17 protein-coding genes are annotated in these 18091 nt (G+C 36.0%); 5 read left to right on the top strand and 12 right to left on the bottom strand.

All coding sequences use genetic code 11. The annotated features are described in order from the left end of the window. The first annotated feature begins 79 nt into the window (after positions 1–79). Positions 80–913, top strand: coding sequence for a mechanosensitive ion channel family protein (locus BMY50_RS08450; RefSeq protein WP_093322065.1), 834 nt, complete (start codon positions 80–82; stop codon positions 911–913). Positions 914–956: 43 nt separating this feature from the next. Here the strand turns inward: BMY50_RS08450 and BMY50_RS08455 are convergent, their stop codons facing one another. The 9 genes from BMY50_RS08455 to BMY50_RS08495 all read right to left on the bottom strand — a co-directional run bounded on the left by BMY50_RS08455 (position 957) and on the right by BMY50_RS08495 (position 12286). Beyond that, the gene (locus BMY50_RS08455) at positions 957–1241 is read right to left on the bottom strand and encodes a hypothetical protein (RefSeq protein ID WP_093322068.1); all 285 of its coding nucleotides are present in this window, start codon (positions 1239–1241) and stop codon (positions 957–959) included. Between the two features lie 495 nt (positions 1242–1736). After that, positions 1737–3212 carry a cardiolipin synthase gene (gene cls, locus BMY50_RS08460; RefSeq protein WP_238383696.1) on the bottom strand — a complete coding sequence of 492 codons (1476 nt, stop codon included), beginning with the start codon at positions 3210–3212 and terminating at the stop codon, positions 1737–1739. Between the two features lie 87 nt (positions 3213–3299). Then, entirely contained in the window at positions 3300–4085 is a 786-nt protein-coding gene (locus BMY50_RS08465) for a GLPGLI family protein (protein ID WP_093322072.1), read from the bottom strand. 67 nt (positions 4086–4152) lie between these two features. After that, positions 4153–6933: an outer membrane beta-barrel protein gene (locus BMY50_RS08470; protein ID WP_093322077.1), complete on the bottom strand. Its 2781-nt coding sequence runs from the start codon at positions 6931–6933 to the stop codon at positions 4153–4155. 128 nt (positions 6934–7061) lie between these two features. Continuing rightward, positions 7062–8936: a M1 family metallopeptidase gene (locus BMY50_RS08475; RefSeq protein WP_093322082.1), complete on the bottom strand. Its 1875-nt coding sequence runs from the start codon at positions 8934–8936 to the stop codon at positions 7062–7064. 25 nt (positions 8937–8961) lie between these two features. After that, a complete protein-coding gene (locus BMY50_RS08480) occupies positions 8962–10983 on the bottom strand; it encodes a M3 family metallopeptidase (protein ID WP_093322086.1) in 2022 nt (673 codons plus the stop codon). Between the two features lie 108 nt (positions 10984–11091). Further along, positions 11092–11316, bottom strand: a complete 225-nt coding sequence (locus BMY50_RS08485) for a hypothetical protein (protein WP_093322089.1) — start codon at positions 11314–11316, stop codon at positions 11092–11094. 6 nt (positions 11317–11322) lie between these two features. Further along, the gene (locus tag BMY50_RS08490; RefSeq protein WP_139202233.1) at positions 11323–11709 is read right to left on the bottom strand and encodes a hypothetical protein; all 387 of its coding nucleotides are present in this window, start codon (positions 11707–11709) and stop codon (positions 11323–11325) included. A gap of 28 nt (positions 11710–11737) precedes the next feature. Next, positions 11738–12286, bottom strand: a complete 549-nt coding sequence (locus BMY50_RS08495; RefSeq protein ID WP_093322097.1) for an RNA polymerase sigma factor — start codon at positions 12284–12286, stop codon at positions 11738–11740. Between the two features lie 400 nt (positions 12287–12686). On the opposite strand from BMY50_RS08495, the gene BMY50_RS08500 reads away from it, so the two are divergent. Then, positions 12687–12923 carry a hypothetical protein gene (locus tag BMY50_RS08500; RefSeq protein WP_139202234.1) on the top strand — a complete coding sequence of 79 codons (237 nt, stop codon included), beginning with the start codon at positions 12687–12689 and terminating at the stop codon, positions 12921–12923. Positions 12924–13040: 117 nt separating this feature from the next. On the opposite strand, the gene BMY50_RS08505 is transcribed toward BMY50_RS08500, so the two are convergent. Together BMY50_RS08505 and BMY50_RS08510 are read right to left on the bottom strand one after the other, a co-directional pair. Further along, complete coding sequence (locus BMY50_RS08505; protein ID WP_093322106.1) at positions 13041–13907, bottom strand: SMP-30/gluconolactonase/LRE family protein; 867 nt, start codon at positions 13905–13907, stop codon at positions 13041–13043. Positions 13908–13974: 67 nt separating this feature from the next. Continuing rightward, positions 13975–14799, bottom strand: a complete 825-nt coding sequence (locus BMY50_RS08510; protein ID WP_093322110.1) for an alpha/beta hydrolase — start codon at positions 14797–14799, stop codon at positions 13975–13977. Between the two features lie 523 nt (positions 14800–15322). On the opposite strand from BMY50_RS08510, the gene BMY50_RS08515 reads away from it, so the two are divergent. The 3 genes from BMY50_RS08515 (at position 15323) to BMY50_RS08525 (ending at position 17288) form a co-directional block, all read left to right on the top strand. Beyond that, positions 15323–15808 (top strand): anthrone oxygenase family protein, encoded by a 486-nt coding sequence (locus BMY50_RS08515; protein ID WP_162276560.1) that lies wholly within the window; start codon positions 15323–15325, stop codon positions 15806–15808. A gap of 48 nt (positions 15809–15856) precedes the next feature. Next, the gene (locus BMY50_RS08520) at positions 15857–16657 is read left to right on the top strand and encodes an MBL fold metallo-hydrolase (protein ID WP_093322118.1); all 801 of its coding nucleotides are present in this window, start codon (positions 15857–15859) and stop codon (positions 16655–16657) included. A 289-nt stretch (positions 16658–16946) separates the two neighbouring features. Further along, positions 16947–17288, top strand: coding sequence for a helix-turn-helix domain-containing protein (locus BMY50_RS08525; RefSeq protein ID WP_162276561.1), 342 nt, complete (start codon positions 16947–16949; stop codon positions 17286–17288). A gap of 108 nt (positions 17289–17396) precedes the next feature. Here BMY50_RS08525 and BMY50_RS08530 read toward each other — a convergent pair whose 3' ends face one another. After that, positions 17397–17780 (bottom strand): helix-turn-helix domain-containing protein, encoded by a 384-nt coding sequence (locus tag BMY50_RS08530; protein ID WP_093323701.1) that lies wholly within the window; start codon positions 17778–17780, stop codon positions 17397–17399. Positions 17781–18091 lie beyond the last annotated feature (311 nt).

Genomic DNA, 18091 nt, shown 5'->3' on the forward strand with positions numbered 1-18091 from the left:
AATAATTCAAGTCGCCCCATTATACGATGGAGCCAAAGCACAATCGCAAAAGACACAGACTATAAAATCAGAACTCGTTATGAATAAAATAGAAAACTCACTCGAAAGTTTGATCGATGCATTTATCCTCCGGTTACCCTCCCTACTCCTGGCAATCGTTACCTTACTAGTAGGTATATGGCTTATAAAAGTATTAATGCGATTCCTTCACAAAAGATTTACAAAAGGAAAAATTGATATCTCATTAGCTGAATTTTTAACAAGCATCTTTAGAGTAATACTTTATATACTTCTATTTCTTAGTGTTGCCTCCACATTAGGGATCGAAACAACATCTTTTGTTACCATGTTAGGGGCAGCGGGACTAGCAGTAGGCTTAGCCTTACAGGGAAGTTTATCCAACTTTGCCGGAGGTGTGCTAATTTTACTATTTAAACCTTTTCGCGTTGGTCACTTCATTTCAACAAGTAATGATGTTTCCGGAACTGTGCTAAAAATAGATATACTTTATACAACGCTAAAAGCGGGAAATGGTACAACAATATACGCTCCAAATGGGCCTTTAGCGAATGCTGTTATAAACAATGTATCTGACAATTCAACGAGGCAAGCAGAATATAAAATTGGTATATCTTATAATGCAAATATAGATACAGCTAGAAAAATTATTCTAAGCGTTTTGGAAAGTGATGAATCTATATTGAAGGATCCAAAGCCAGCAGTACTTGTAGATTCGCTTGGTGACAATGCGGTAGTATTGGTTATTAGAGGATGGGTTGACAATAAAAATTTCTGGCCAACCTATCATGCAAATTATCAGAAAATTAAAGAAGCACTTGACGCGAATGGTATCAATATGCCTTTCCCTCAAAGAGAGATACATGTTATTTCCACTCCACCCAATAATGAATAAACCATTTTGATAATCTGCAAATGAAGATGACCTTAATAGGGCCTTATTTAAAACGAACTTTTAATTTATGCACTGATCGTGCAGATCTTTTCCTACTTGGAAGCACCCAAGTAGCAAAGTGCTTCGGCTGACTTGCTCCGTTGCAATCCGTGGCTGTTATGCCGGGCGCAAAAGAAGCACCCTTTCCGCATGGCCATGCTTCGTTTGTCTTTTGCTCTTTTTTCGTCAGCTTCGCAAAAAAAAGAATTATAGGCATATCAGCTTCCGATTGCTGCCTATACAAGCCTATGCCATTTTCGTTCTTAGGAACGTCCGTGTTTACTCGCAACGGCTCTCCGTTCTACTTTAAATCCGCCTTAGTCAGCTGCGATTTGCAGGTGGATGCACAGCCGTTGTAGCAAAGTTCCAAGCGAGGAGTCTTTGCTCCACTTTCTGCGGAAGAAATTTCTTAAAAATTGACTAAAGAAAAAGTTCCTATAATATTAACATCCTACACAGGATAACAGCAACGCGGTTTTCCCTGAAGTTTTGCTAAGCTATCAGGTTTTTAGTCCTTTGTGTGAAATTTACTTATTAAGGTATTCTTCAGCTTCCAAAAGACAAAAATAACTGTCCATTGAAAGAAGTGATACAAAGTAAAATTGTGTTTAATTCTCATAATTAACAAAAATTATTACTCGTATACAATATTAAAAATTATTCATTAACAAGGTATTATCTGTATATTAAATTTTAACGACTATCAGGTACATATAAAAAGTGTCATCCGCTGTCGTTAAATTTTCCATCAAATTCTCTCTTTGTCCCAACCTTCTAAAATCTACTACAATAAAGGAGAAATCATTCGGGCCGATTTTTCAACTAATCTCCGCCATCTTGCCCGGTCCGCCCACCGCAAGCCGTCTATTTCCTCTGCGTCTAGCAGATCCCTGTTGAAAACAGCCCGCAAATCTTCTGCCACTAAGTGGTCAAGAATTAGTGCCATCACTTCAAAGTTCAGATCAAAACTGCGCTGATCCATATTTGCAGTGCCTACAATGGCTAGTTTATTATCAATTACCAAGCTTTTAGCATGAATAAATCCCTTTTTATATCTAAATATTCTAACTCCCGCTTTTAATAGGTCGCCATAATAAGAATGCGCGGCAGCATTTACAACACGCGAATCGGAGACGTAAGGCACCAACAATTTCACATTTACGCCACTCATAGAGGCAATAATTAAGGCATCCATTAAACTTTCACCAGGAATGAAATAAGGAGTTGTGATTAAAATTTCTTCTTTTGCTGTATCGATCGCTTTCAATAAGGTAAAAAGGATAGACGGAGAAACAGAATCTGGCCCACTCGATACAATTTGAACTAAGCTATTTTCATACGTATCTGAAAGTTCACAAAAAAAACGTTGCTCTGGAACAAGCTTATTAGGACTGCAGAAGTTCCAGTCACAAAGAAAAATATATTGTAAGTATAATGAACCCGGCCCATCAATTCGTATGTGTGTATCTCGCCAGTATACCTCGTTCTTGTTTATTGGGTCATTTACGTACCTATCTGCTACGTTTATACCTCCAACAAAAGAGGTACAGGCATCTATTACTATTATTTTTCTGTGGTTACGGTAGTTTAATCTATTTGCTAATAACAGAAACGTAATTTTATGAAACGGAAAAATTTCAGCCCCTGCCTCTTTTAATTCGCCTGCTATTTTTTTTTCTAACGATCTACTACCAAAATGATCATAAATGAACCTAACCTCTACTCCTTCTTTAATTTTCGCTATTAACGCATTTTTAATTGTGTTTCCTATACGATCGTCTTCAAAAGTGTAATACTCTAAATGAATATGATTCTTTGCATGCTTAATTGCCGATAAAATTTCTTTAAACGTATCCTCTCCATTGATCAGAATCTTGATTTTGTTATTAGTCGTTAGCGGACTCATCGAATCTTTAAGGATCATGTGAGCCAAACCCTTATAATCTGAACCGTATCTTCCACTACTTTGCAATGCATCATAAGAAGATTTATAAATCTCTTTCCTTAGACGTTCCTGCATACCTTGATCTTTGATGAGCTTTTTACTATACATGCTCTTGTTACGGTAATTTACGCCAATAGAAAAATACAAGATGATACCTGCAACTGGAACAAAAATAGTTAACAATAAATAAGCAAGGGTCTTGGTACTGGAGCGCGTTTCATAAATAATTCGAAGGCACACTCCTGCTACGAGGATTACATATAAGATTTCCAGTACAATTAACCAATCGAAAGAAGGCATATTAAATTCGATCATTTTGAATAAATATACCGACAAGTTTCAAGAAACAGAAAGAATTAGCGCAGGTTTTTCAATGTACGCTAGTAATGGAAGGAAGCACTGCTATAGCATCATTGCCTTAAATACTTCCTGCGCATACTCGCCCCAATCTTCCATACTTGATTTTAAAGAATTGAGCAGTCCTTCATTATTAACTTTCTTTGCCTTTTTTGCAGGCGTAATTGTTGAAGGTTGCGTCGGCACGTCGTTCACCTTCGATGCAAACCAGGTAGTATTCTCATGTGGTAGTGCGAGCCCCAAAATCATTCCTGGTAGTCCAGTAAAAGATTCTGGTCCGCCCGAAACGGGTATCTGGTCAGTATAGAATGCAACGACATAGATAGAATCCATTATTAAGGCATTAGCCCTTCGACAGTCATACCCCGCAATCTCACGGGTTTCGCTGGTAATTTTCCATTTAATTTTCCTTAAGGTGTCCTGCACTAAGAAGACCTCCTCATATATATTCTTTTCGCTGGTAAATGTATTTGCTTTAAAATCGGTGTAGATTGTTTTCTTTAAATCGACAGTTGGGTCATTACCAAAAAAATTGTTGGTAGGAACAGCTTCTACTTCCACTGGTTTATACAAAGAGGCATCCTTCGAAAACGATAAGGTATTCTTAACTGTTTTAAATTGAGGTTGGGATTTTTTATATTGATCATAAACCTGTTGCATCCAACTGGAATTATTCTTGGTAATGCGCTTGGCCAATTTCGCATACATATTTACCTTTTTCTCGTATTCAATAGTGCCACTATTAACAAATCGAACATTCTGTCCGTATAAGGAATGGCTCATTATTAAAAATAAAAAAGCCAGTTTTACTATTATAATTTTTCTTTCCATCAGTTGATTACTTAATATTTTTACTTCCAAAGTCAGCTGAAAAACGTTTATATCACCGCGTTACACTTTAAGGTTTAGTTCCCATTTTGTTAAATTCCCAAATAACGGAAAACATAAAATATCTACGTATGGTAGTATAACTGCTCTGACTGATCGTATTATTAAACGCACTTCTATTAAAGCCCACATTCTGATTCAGTAGGTCATTACCTGAAATTGTAAAGTGAAGGTTCTCCTCCTTGAAGAATTTCTTCGTGATATGGGCGTTTAAAATAAAGCGCTCAAAATTTTCATCGAAAGATTGTGTAGCCTGCGTGTACATATAATTGCCGTCCGATCCAATCTGAATTTTTCCAGGGAGATAAATATTAAATCCTGCATTTCCATTTAATCCCCAACCGTTGTTATTGAAATCCGGTTGCAAAGAAGATTCCGAAGTGTTATAGCTTGGCCCGATACTTAAATTAAAATCATACTTCTTTTCTTTATATTTAGATACGGATAGCTCACCGGAATAATTATAAGATTTTGTCTGGTTAAGGTCATTGTTGGTTAGATTATAATAAACGTTACCATTAGTACCAAGGTTCAATCCTACCTGTAAATCTAATTTCTTGATCTTTTTTCCAGCATACATACCACCATAAAAATTGGCAGTATTTTTATCTTTCAAGTTATCAGAACGATAGGTACTAGCACCGGAAGCATCCGTAACTGTATTACTTACAATAGGATTAGTGGTAAAAGAATAACTCCCGTAAAAATTGATATATTGATTACTCAGCACTTTATAAGAATAATAACTCATATTAAACCTATTGGTGAAAGATGGCTTTAAGTCAGGATTTCCCAGCACAATATTCAATGGATCGGTATTCACCCGTACCGGTTGAATTTGATTAATATTGGGTTGTGTATTATTTCCGTTATAACCAATTCTGATTGATTTCTGTTGAGAAAATTTATATTGATAGTTTATCTGCGGATTAAAATTCGTGAAATTTCTTGTAAATAAGTTATCTGTATATTGATCTAATTGTTTAAACTTAACATCGCTTACCTTCGCGCCAAAATTGACATCCGTCTTTGCTGTTTTATAATTAAATATCGCGCCTACCTGGTTGGACGTTTGATCGAGTTTATAGTCATTGCTGTACAAACTATCCAATATGTTATAGTTGCCGTCTGCCGATTGATTGAACGATTGGCGATTAGAATGTCCGCTGTTAATAGTAAGGCCGTAATTCAAAACAACAGCAAGATTTTTAACTAAGGGTTCTGTATAAGTCACATTAGATCGGAAAGCATTATTTACAACGTCGTTTGTCTTATATTGGTCGTCATTTTGAACACTATCTATCACGCCATCCGTTTGTCTATTAAAATAATTAGTACTAGAATGTAGAAACCCATTTGCTTTACTGGTATTGGAAGATTGATTTAAATTAACGGAAAATGATCTTCCCACTTTCTTAAACTTTTTAGTGAGCAAAGCACTGGCATTGAATATCCGATCATCAACACTGTTCGTAATACTTCTTTCATTATTGTTCAACAACATACCATCACCATTTCTACTCTCTGATGTATAATTATTCTCCGTATCACTATTCTTCAGCGTTCCGTCAACAGTAATTCTTAAATTGGTAGTCGAGTCCAACCTAATATCATATTTGGCATCCAGTTTATGCCTGAACATATGGTTATCAAATCGTTCATCTGAACGATCATTAATTACCCCGCTGGGTAAATTCCTTTGTACAATATTGCTTCGGGTACCATCCACATCCAAGGTGCCAATTTTATAATTTGTATTGATCGATTGTTTATCACTGTTCCATTTATTATCATAGTGTACACCTCCCGTTCTTGCCAAAGGAATACCTTGTCCATTATATTGTCCGTTGAAAGATTCCAAATCGTCCCCACCACTGGAAAAAAACATTCCACCGTCATCGGAAAGTTCCAAACTCGATGATCCGTACTTATCTGAATCTCGCCATCCAAGTCCAACCTTCCCAGTGTTTCCAATAGTACCGTAAGCCGACATCTTTTCTTTCCCCTTAAACTTATTGATCATTGCCTGACCCTGATAGAAGTCTTCCGTTCCGACCCCGGCGTCCACTTTCCCGAAATATCCCTTTTTGCTATCCTCCTTTAATTGAATATTAATCGTTTTAGCCTTTTGTCCATCGTCTACGCCTGTAAAAGCAGCTTGGTCGCTTTGCTTATCATACAACTGTACCTTATCTACCATATCACTTCGAATATTTTTGGTTACCAAGGTTGGATCATCACCAAAAAATTCCTCACCATCTACAAGCACTTTATTAACAGTTTGTCCCTGAGCTGTTATTTTTCCATCCTTATCAACCTGAATACCCGGCAATTGCTTTAACAGATCTTCTACCTTAGCATTAGGTTGTACTTTAAAGCTAGCAGCGTCGTATTCAGTGGTATCACCCTTGATGGTAATAGGCTGTCTACCGGTAATAATAACTTCCTCCAGCAATTGAGATTTAAGAAATAGATTTAAATCACCAAAGTCAATTTCCTTTACAGAATCTAACGTAAATTTTTCCACATAATCAGCATATTTTGGATACGTTACCAATAAAATATAATTACCTTTTTCTAAATCACTTAACATAAATTTACCTCCGTTCGCCGCTCGGGTATATTTATAAAGCATAGAATCTTGAGCATTTAAAATACTAACAGAAGTATTATTTAATGTTAAACTGGAGGATGTGTCTGTTACAACACCTTTTATTGAATAATCGTTCTGTGCAAATGAAGTTAGGGAGCACAAGCCCAAAAACACCAGGAATAGGAATAGTCTCTTCATATTATTAGGTTCTGAGCCCCTAAAATACAACTAACTATTAGTTATTTTACAACAATGACAAACTTTAACATTAATTAACAAAAAAATTAAACAACAGACTATTAAAAACGTCCTTCTTTAACTAAATATTAATTTAAAATAAATAAATTATCCTTTTCGTACTGATCTGGTATATATGTACCGCCTAAAACAACTTTTTTTATTTGTTTTTCTGAGCTAAATGGAATGTTAATTTCACTTTCTCCTTTTTCCCATACCACGATGGATTGTTTTATATTTTTCACTGTACCATCTTTGAAATAAACAGCTAAATGTACAGGGAGAGGTTTGTTACTTTTATTTTTAACTTTTATTGAATAGGAGTGCTTATCTATCTCATCAACACTGATTATACCCATATCTGTTATGCCGTCTTCAAAAAACCATTTCTTCCAAAACCAATTTAAATCTTTACCACTGGCATAATTTATACAATTAAAAAAATCTAAGGGTTGCGGATGTTTCCCATTCCAACTTTTAATATAATGGTGCAAAGCGGTCTTAAACAATTCTTCTCCTAAAAACTCTTCAACAAATAAATAACCAAGTGCTGGTTTGGGATACGAATTAGTAAATTTACCAGCACCCGTCAAGGCAGTAGTCAACGTCATAATAGGCGTATCATCTTCAAAACCAGATGTCTGTGCCGTTGGTTTTACCCCGTAATCGTCAATATAGGTACTATCAATAAATGCCGATAGCTTCCATTCTCCAATAGTTGCCCAGCCCTCATCCATCCAGCCATATTTTGTTTCATTGGTTCCCATATAAAAGGGAAACATTGTATGAAATATTTCATGAGAAGTCAAGGTAATACCGTCTTCTCGCGTTTTTGTAGGATTATCATTTGCCATCATAGGGTATTCCATTTGGTCTAATCCGTCAAAAACTGTCATATGATTATATGGAAAAGGCCATGACGGAAATTTAAAACTCATCCCTTCAACAGTTTTTTGAGCGAAATCAATTACCTCATAATAATCCTTATGCTTGGGGTTAAACACCGCATCTACTCTGGTTCTGCGCCCTGTTAAGGAATCTACTATTAAACTCGTTGATTTCCATACATAATGATCACTTAGCGCAAAAGCAAAATCAACTACATTCTTGGCCTCAAACTTAAATACGTTGCTTTTTTCTTTTACAACACCATGTGATTTGATAGCCTTTTCAGAAATTATATCAACTATGGTATCTGACTTTTCCGCTTCGTCAATTAAGTCGTTTACATAACCTTTAAAAACTTTTTTCTTATTGGTGAGATCACCGGTAGCCCAAACAGTATAGTTTCTTGGAACCTTTATTTCAGCCTTAAAATCACAAAAGTCATTATAAAATTCTTCTTCTCCTGTATAAGCGTATCTATTCCAACCATCAATATCGTCGTAAACCGCAATACGAGGAAAAAAATAGGCAATAAAAAAAGAACCATCATCTACTTTACCCGTACGTAGATGTGATCCTTCATTTAAAACATATTGATAGGTGATTTTAAAAGTCTTTTCCTTTCCAGGCATTAAACCTTCAATAGCGATCCTCATATTAGTCCCATCGATAACGAGGTCGTTTAACCGCTGGTGTTCCCCATCCACTTCTGCTCTTTTTATATACACGCCGTCACCTAGGTCTTTTTTGGCTATTTTTGATTTTCTCGGCACCCCTTTTTTGTAGATATTCGGATATAATTTAAACCATATTTCATGCAAGGTATCAGGACTATTGTTTTTATACACAATCTCCACCGTGCCTTCAAGTAAGCGTGTGTTAGGTTCAAAATTTATTTTCAGCTTATAATCAGCTTTATTCTGCCAGTACTTACTTCCCGGAATACCTTCCATTGTTCGAGTATTATTCAAAACCGCCTGTTTGAACGAAGTATCCAACGGTAGCTGTAGCTGTGCAACAACAGTCGAAACGATGAAGAGCTGAGTAAAAAAGAGAAAAACCTGCCTGATAAACCTCATTTTAAAAGGGAATTATACGTTAGCATTATACCAATCCGGCCCGTTTCAACAATGCATCTACAGCAGGTTTCCGTCCTCTAAAATCAATGTATAATTCCATAGGATCTACAGTCCCCCCTTTGCTCAGCAATGTTTTGAACTTATCAGCTGTTTCAGCATTAAATATTCCTGTCTCCCGAAAATAATCAAAGGCATCCGCATCGAGCACCTCTGCCCATTTATAAGAATAGTAGCCAGCCGAATAGCCTCCCGGGAATATGTGAGAAAAGGAAGGACTCATTGCACTTCCTTCTACAGTAGGATAGAGTTGCGTTTCTTCGATAATTTTCTTTTCAAATTCTTCTACGGAGTCCATCGTACTAAAACGGTTCGTATGATATGCCATATCTAACAGACCAAAGCTTAACTGCCGTAAAGTCTGATAACCTTCCATAAAATTTGACGAGGCAACAATTTTATCTATTTCTTCCAGTGGTAAAATTTCACCTGTTTTATAATGTTTGGCAAACGTAGAAAGAAAATCTTTGTCATAGCAAAAATTCTCCATAAACTGTGATGGTAACTCCACGAAGTCCCAATAAACATGCGTCCCAGAAAGACTTTCAAATACAGTATTCGCCATTATACCGTGCAAGGCATGGCCAAACTCATGAAATAGAGTAGTCACCTCATTAAAGGTTAATAGCGAAGGCGTATCGGCAGAAGGCCTTGAAAAATTGCATACAATAGAAATATGGGGTCGCATATTTTTGCCTCCAACAACTGATTGCCCTCTATAAGATGTCATCCATGCACCTGCACGTTTTCCTTCTCTAGGATGCCAATCGGTATAAAGTAATGCCTTGTGTACTCCATTTTCCAGTACTTCATATACTGTTACCTCTTCGTGGTATTTCTGGATATCTTCCCGTACCGAGAACGTCAGTCCGAACAACCTATGTGCTGCGTCAAAAGCTGCGTCAAGCACCTGATATAGTGAAAAATAGGGTTTTAAGGATTCATCAGAAAAATTAAATTTATCTTCTCTCCACTTTTCAGCATAATAAGCATGATCATAGGGCATCATTTTGTCGATGCCATCTTTTGCTGCAAGCAGACTCAATCCGTCAACCTCCTGTAGAGCAAAGGGTTTAGCTTTTGCCAGGAGATCATGAAGAAAGTGATCAACGTTCTGCGGATTACCTGCCATACGTTCTTGTAACACAAAGTCTGCATGACTTTCAAAGCCTAAAAGTTGAGCACGCTCCTGCCTTAATTGTACAATATCCTTTACATTTTTTTCGTTATTATACTTGTTTTGCTGAAAGGCTTTTCTCGATGAAGCTAGATACAAATCCTTACGTAACTGCCGATTAGCAGCATACTTCATAAATGGCACAAAACTAGGGTACTGTAAGGTGAAAACCCAGCCTGTTAAATTACGTTTTAAAGCCTCCTCTTTTGCCGCGGTAGCAATGGAAACAGGTATCCCTTCCAACTGTGCAATATCAGTAAGGTGTAAGAAATAGTCGTTTGTTTCCTGCAGTACGTTTTGCGAAAAACTAACCTTTAAAGTAGACAATTCCATGTCTATCGCACGTAACTTTTCTTTTTCTACATCTGTTAATAATGCACCGTTTCGCGTAAAGCTTTTATAGGTTTTATCCAATAATCGGTATTCTTCGATCGTTAACGAATCTTTTTCGGTATTTTCAAATACATTTTTTACTCGTTGAAACAGCGCTTCATTAAGGGTTATATCATTTCCATATTCAGCCAACAAAGGAGAAACTTCTTGAGCAAGCTGTTGTAAATAATCATTTGTCTCGGCCGAGTTGAGATTAAAAAAGGTCTCCGTGACTACTTGGAGTTGCTTACCTACCTGTTCTAACGCTACAACTGTGTTTTCGAATGTTGGTTCTGCTAAATTGTTTACAATCTGATCTATTTCATTTTTGGCAAATTCAATACCATGCAAAATAGCCGGTTTAAAATTTTCTTGTCTTATATCTTCAAAAGGCACACTTTGAAACGGCGTATCAAAGTTTTTTAATAATAGATTGCTCATTCGCTGTTTGGTTTTATTTTTCAATTTTTTGAAAACCCTTATAATAAACACCAAACTTAGAGAAATTGATCTTATTATACAATTTGTGATTGAGTTAGCGCTGAGCGACTACAATTCATACTCCATATGTTCACAATAGATGCCCTCCGTTCTTAACATGTTTTCTATCGTTTCCGGGAGTATATTTAATGATACTACCCGTAATATCCTATCGCAATCGTCTAAATCAAAACTCCAGTGTTTGATTAGCTTAATTGATTTAAACAGCGCAGCAACTTGCTGCACATGTTTTTGAGCGTCTACACTCGTTCTAAAAATTAATATCTGATTCATAGCAATTTAAATAATATTTGAATCCTTTGTATTATCATATTGAGAATTATTTTTATCATCTTGACCGCCTTCATCATTCCAATTACACCATCTCTTTTGCATATAGCCTTTGAATTTTTCTCTTTCTTCTTCATTCCACTGATTCATATTCTTATGTCTATTTCGCCCCGCCCATGGAGGCCCCTTCCGGCCGCCACCCCCAAAGCCAAATAAAATTTTACATAAGAAAAACAGCGTCATTGCCTGCCAATAACTTAGTTCTTTCGTTCCTAGTACATCAGGTAGTGTATAGTTCCATAGGAGCATAACTATTAAACTCACCAAGAACACAAAAGCGATTCCCGCAAGTGGAAAAAAAACAAACCGCATTTTACTTCTAAATATCCTTTTCATTATTACGTTATATTTAATACTACATTTATTATTTATCTATCAACTCTTTATATAAAACATTTAATTGCTTTCTTAAATGAAGCACTGCATAGTGTTTTCTCAGTACTAATTTATTTACTGGCTCACCAGTTAGTTTGGAGATTTCTGCAAAGGGAATATTGTCGAGTTCATGCCATATAAACACATCCCTTTGTTTAGCAGGCAGCTCTTCAAGAGCTATAAAAAGTTGCTTCCAAACTAAACGATCGTAGTAAACTGTTTCGGGGCTTTCTTTTGTGATTAACTGGTCATCCCCGATTTTTGTATTGTTGTCTTCATCTGCAAGATCAGCATCCCATGCTACTTCTTTTTTCTTTCGATGTTTATCAATGATCTTATTTTTGGCAACCCTATACAACCAAGCACTTATCTGTTCAACTGGTTGAGAATTTACTACCGCACTTAATTGATACCAAACATCTTGTAAAATATCCTCCGCATCCGCCTCATTATTTACACGTTTACGAATAAAGCCAAGCAATTCTTTTCCATACGATTTTATGGAGGTTAAAATTTTGCTTTGCTTTTCTTCAGTCATCTTTATACGATCAAATAATAATTGCTTCTAATAGAGTAGACGAATAGACAATGTAAACATTTCAAAAAAAATAATATTTTTTGAAATAACAGAATAAAATCCACATAAAAACCAGTATATAAGTCAGTTATATACTATAAGATTTTTGATAAAGCAAGTTTCTCAGAAGGCTCAGTTAGAATAGCTTTATTTATTTCTTGTTGTCGAATGAAAAGGAACTTTTAATTTATTCAACTTCTTTTTTCCGCAAAAAGAAGTAAACCGAACGCAGTGAGCTCCTATGAACACCTTCAAAAGCAAACAACGAGTGAATATTCCCCTGTAGACAGCTGCTACACGGTAGTGCATCCACGTGCAAATCGCAGTTGACTAAGGCGGATTTAATTAGAACGGAGAGCCGTTGCGAGTAAACACAGACGTCCCGAAGTACGAAAATGGCATGGGCTTGTATAGGCAGCAATCGGCAGCTGATATGCCTATAACTCAATTTTTTGGCGAAGCTGACGAAAAAAAAGCAAAAGACAAACGAAGCATGGCCATGCGGAAAGGGTGCTTCTTTTGCGTTCGGCATGACAGCCACGGATTGCAACGAAGCAAGCCAGCCGAAGCACTTTGCTACTTGGGTGCTTCCAAGTAGGAAAAGATCTGCACGATCAGTGCATAAAATAAAGCTTCTTTTATTTAATAAATTTACGTTAAAAAGAAAATGTCATTTCTATGATTCCCTAATTTAAGATTCAATCTAAGGGCTTAACTAGTTTACGCCTTTAACACGCATTTTCAATGTGAACACTTTGTCGCTTGCAGTAATAAACAAAAGGTTTTTTTCTTTCCCACCAAAACATAAATTTCCGGTCCATTTTGCTGGTATAGCAATGTATTCAATTTTTTCACCCCTATTATTGTAAATAGTTATTCCGTTACCGGTGAGATAAAGGTTTCTCTGATTGTCTAAAGTCATCCCATCAGAGCCCTGATTTACAAACAACTGTTTATTCGTGAGTAAACCGTTTTTTGTGATAGCATACCGATACGTTTTATTATCACCAATATCAGCGACATATAACCACTTACCATCCGGCGTTCCTATGATACCATTAGGTTTTTTAAAGCTACTATCCAACTGTATTAGTTTTCCATTCTTACGATATAGATATAGGGCCTGAACGTTTAAATCTGGTTCTTTCCTTGTCCAATAGTCTCGCTGATAATAAGGATCAGTAAAATAAATATTCCCATCAGGAGCAACCCAAACATCATTTGGGCCATTTAAAAGAGTATCTTGATAATGCTCCACCAGTTTTTCCACTTCTCCACTTTTAATGCGCCAAAGCTGATTATTTTCATCTGCACATGCTATTAAATGATCGTCTTTCGTGAAATATAAACCGTTCGCTCTACCAGCATTTTCCATATAAACTGACAATCTTCCATCAATGCTGTACTTCCAGATTTTATCATTTGGTTGATCTGTAAAATAAACATTCCCTCTCCTATCCGCGGCAGGTCCCTCTGTAAAAGCAAAGTCTTTAGCAATCAATTCCAACTTTGCCCCTGGAGCTATTAAACCAGGCTGACTACTTAAAAATAAAAAGGCAATAGAAAATATAAAATGACTCATAATGTTCGCCGACTGATATTTCTTGTTTTACGTTATACTGATCTTCCATACAAAGAAAGAACATACACTAATTCTTTAAAATTTCTTTTGTCCGATGATCTATTTCTTTGATCAATAAGGGGAAAGCGGGAAATGTCATATTATGCCCATATCCTCCTAATTCAATTAACCGTGTTTGTGAATGCCCAACAAGCTTCATCATCCTTACCATATAGGCATTCTCCTCATACCTACCCAAAAGCTCCTGCTCGCGATCGCCCGTAATCAATAAAAGAGGTGGTGCATCAGCCCTTACATGAAATAAAGGGGCATACTGGTCTATTGTTGGTTGTGTCTCTTTGAGTCCCTGCTCTTTTCGTATGGTGAAGTGCGTTATTGTTTGACCACTAAAAGGAATTAGTTCAGCTATTCTATTTGCGTCTACGTCGTATGCTTGCAGATAATGCTTATCAAGCGTCACCATCACACCTAAGTACCCGCCAGCAGAATGTCCGGAAATAAATATCAGTTGTTCATTACCGCCAAACTCCCGAATATGTTTAAAGGTCCAGGCTACAGCAGCAGCAGCATCTTGTATAATTTCACTTCCTTTGGTTTTTGGAGATAACCTATACCCTACTCCTATCACTGCCATTCCTTTTTCCTCTAACGCTTTTGGTATTTCCTTTTCTCCTCCCGTTAAACCTCCGCCATGAAACCAGATAACAGTAGCGAAATCCTTTTTATTTGTTGGGTAATAAATATCGAGTTTACATCTTTCCTTCTTATAAGCTTCGGGTGTTGCCTTATTCTCATAATAAGGGACATCTACTTGGAGTTTATATTTCAGTTCCTGAGCTAATAAGATATTAGAAGAAAGTACGATGATCAAAATAAAGAGGATCTTTTTCATTGTCTATTTGTTGTTTTATTGGTGTTATTTATTAATTCTTGCGGTGACCAAATGGAACCTTTCGATGATTATCGGATGTTATATCTAAATTTAGACTGCTCCATTTCGAACCGATGCGTCAGCTACTGTTGACGTGTACCTTTTTTCCGCAAAAAGGTACCCAAAAACTCCTGGCTGCAAATCTTCTTTCAAAGTTAGTTATTTTACTTAGCCTCTACTACCCGAAGCTTTGGAGGCCAGCTTTTAGCTGACGAACAGCTGTTACCAGAAACCTTCCGTGCCAAGACATATAACGTCATTAACACTCCTTTGTGTTTGTTAAAAAACTGTCAGCTTGCAGGGACGCTCTGATTTCTGTCATTGTGAAACCGAAGCGTTGGCTTATAACCCGGCGTGGAGCAATACAAATGCTATCCAAAAAACTAAATTACGATAATTTTTAATAACTATTATTTGTCGGTTTCATTCTAGTTATCGTAAGATAATGTCTATACCTTTGTTATAAAAAATTATGAAATTCAAGATGAACTACCTTCTAACCACAGCCTCTCTCCTAAGTACTGCGCTTATTGCAGGCTTATTCTTTAATTGGAGTAATACAATCATGCCAGGTTTAAAGCAGCTCTCTACCAGAAGCTTTCTAGAGGCGATGCAGTCTTTAAATCGTATTATTTTAAATCCAAGCTTTCTTGTTACTTTTTTAGTTCCTGTAGCTTTACTTCCGCTAAGTTGCTATTTTCAGTTTAAAGAAAGTGTCGGTTTAAGATTTTATTTCTTATTGCTTGCCTGTATACTTTATATATTCGGAGTTTTTTTAGTTACCATGGTGGTCAATGTGCCAATAAATGATTCGTTAGATAAATTGGATATCTTAAATGCAAATGATAACGATTTATTGCATCAACGCCTTCAATTTGAAAAAAGGTGGATCCCCTTTAATTCAATAAGAGCGATATGTGCTTTCCTCTCTTTATTATGCTTAATAATTGCCAAAATAGAACATGAGTAATTACTTAAGATATTTTATAATATAAAGCACTCCTAATAGTTTAATAAAATGAAAACAACAGCATATTTATGTAACACTTGTGGCGTTCAATATGAACCATTAATAGAGGAGCCGGCAAATTGTAAGATCTGTCAAGATGAACGACAATATGTTAACGTCAATGGGCAAAGTTGGACAAGCCTGCCATCCATTAATCAACAACATAAAAATATTATCGAAAAAGTACGGGATGATCTTTATGCACTGTATACCACCCCTTCTTTTGGAATAGGGCAACGCGCACATTTACTCCTAACACCTTATGGTAATATCCTTTGGGATTGTATAAGCAATTTAGACGAAAGCACTATAGCAATCATTAGGCTATTGGGCGGCATAAAAGCCATCGCAATTTCTCATCCTCATTATTATGGCACAATGGCCGAATGGAGTCAAAGATTTGATGATATACCTGTTTATATCCACGCAAAAGATCGCGCATGGCTTACAAGAAAAGACTTCAATCTAGTTCTCTGGGAAGAAGAAGAGCGAGCGTTGTGGCCGCAAATTAAGCTTATTAATTGTGGTGGTCACTTTGATGGAGGCACCATATTACACCATGCAGATGAAGATGGCACACTATTAGTAGGTGATGTTATTCAAGTTTGCCCCGATCGTAGGTCTGTCTCTTTCATGTATAGCTATCCAAATTATATACCCTTACGTAAAAGAGAAATACTGAGAATACAACAACTACTAAGTCCTCTCCATTACAGATATATGTACGGAGCCTTTGGGCACTATCTCAAAGACAATGCAAAAGATATTACCGAATATTCATTAAAGAGATATTTACGAATTTATGAATAGCTTACGAACTAGAATGGTCATTAACATGTAAGTTTCCGATTTATCATGTCAGAACCATCTTCCTCTTCTATTTGACGAAAGTCCCAGCTTTAAATTTTTATAAACCAAAAACAAAAGCCGTTCAAATTCCAAGATTAAGCATAATTTCAATAGTCTATTGATTTAGTAGACTATTTTATTTATGTTTGCTTTTGTTGCGGCGATAGCGAACATAAGAGTACTAACAATAGGTACAGCATGAGGGTATTTTTAATAATAGTGGTTTATGAGAATTTTAATACAGAATCCAATGAAGAATAAAGAACTACTCTTGCTCATCAAAAACCAGAGAAGGGTTAAGGGTCTCTCCCAAACAGATATGGCAAAAAGACTAAATATTGTTTTGAAAACTTATCAAAATATTGAAAGTGGGATAACTCGCCTGGATATAGATCGTTTAATGCAAATTGCTCAACTAATTGATTTGGATTTAGCCACTGTATTCCAATTAAACAGGGAAAATACAATAGAGCCAAGTAATGAAAAAGAGCTCTATAACAGGCTCATTACTGAAAAGGAATATTATATAGCAAAGCTTGAAAATGACATCAAATTTTACCAAGAAATTTTAAAAGAAAACAAACATTTCTAAGAATAGGTTAAACACGACCTTGAATTCCCAAAATAAAATAAAGGGCTTTTAGTCCAATCCCTATTGTAGAAAACTGAGTACCGAATGGTACTCAGTTTGACATGTTTTTTATAGAGCAGAAAATGTCATTGATTTCATTTGGCTGCTATTTACTGCCAAAATTTGATTATATTCTTCTAATAAATTGATGTACTTGTCTTTCCAGTAGTTGATTTTCTGTCTTTCTTCAAACAAAAGCTCGCTGTTTAATAATTTATGGTTACTAAAAGCATTTTGGAACTCTTCTGAAGAGAATAGTTCAGGAAACTCATTTGAAAAATCATGCTTTAACGCGCAACCGATTTTGAAAATAATATCAGGTTTAAATTTCGGCTGATTAAACCAATTGTAAATAGATCGCCTATTCACTTTCATTAAACGGGCCAATTCGCTAATGCTATAACCATTGCGTCTTATTGTCCTTTCAATAATCTCGCCATAGTGCTTATCCATAGTTTTTCTCATTTTTTGGTAGTAATTAAAAAACTTTATACAAAGAAACTATACAAATAGCACATACGCTAGAGGAAAAATCACAAGAATGAACAGGAAATTTCCTGTTTTTGCATATGAAGCTTTTTTGACTTGATGCAAATTCGTGTGAAATAAACACTTTTACTCATCTAATAAAAGAGACGTTGGGCAGGTACCGCCATCGATGTTTTATATGCGAATTCACACAATACCCTATACATCTTAGTATATAAATCCTATATTAGCATCTTCCAATTAAAATATTCCAAAGATTAACATTTAATTACTTT

It is taken from the genome of Olivibacter domesticus, from assembly GCF_900109575.1.
Classification (GTDB): domain Bacteria; phylum Bacteroidota; class Bacteroidia; order Sphingobacteriales; family Sphingobacteriaceae; genus Olivibacter; species Olivibacter domesticus.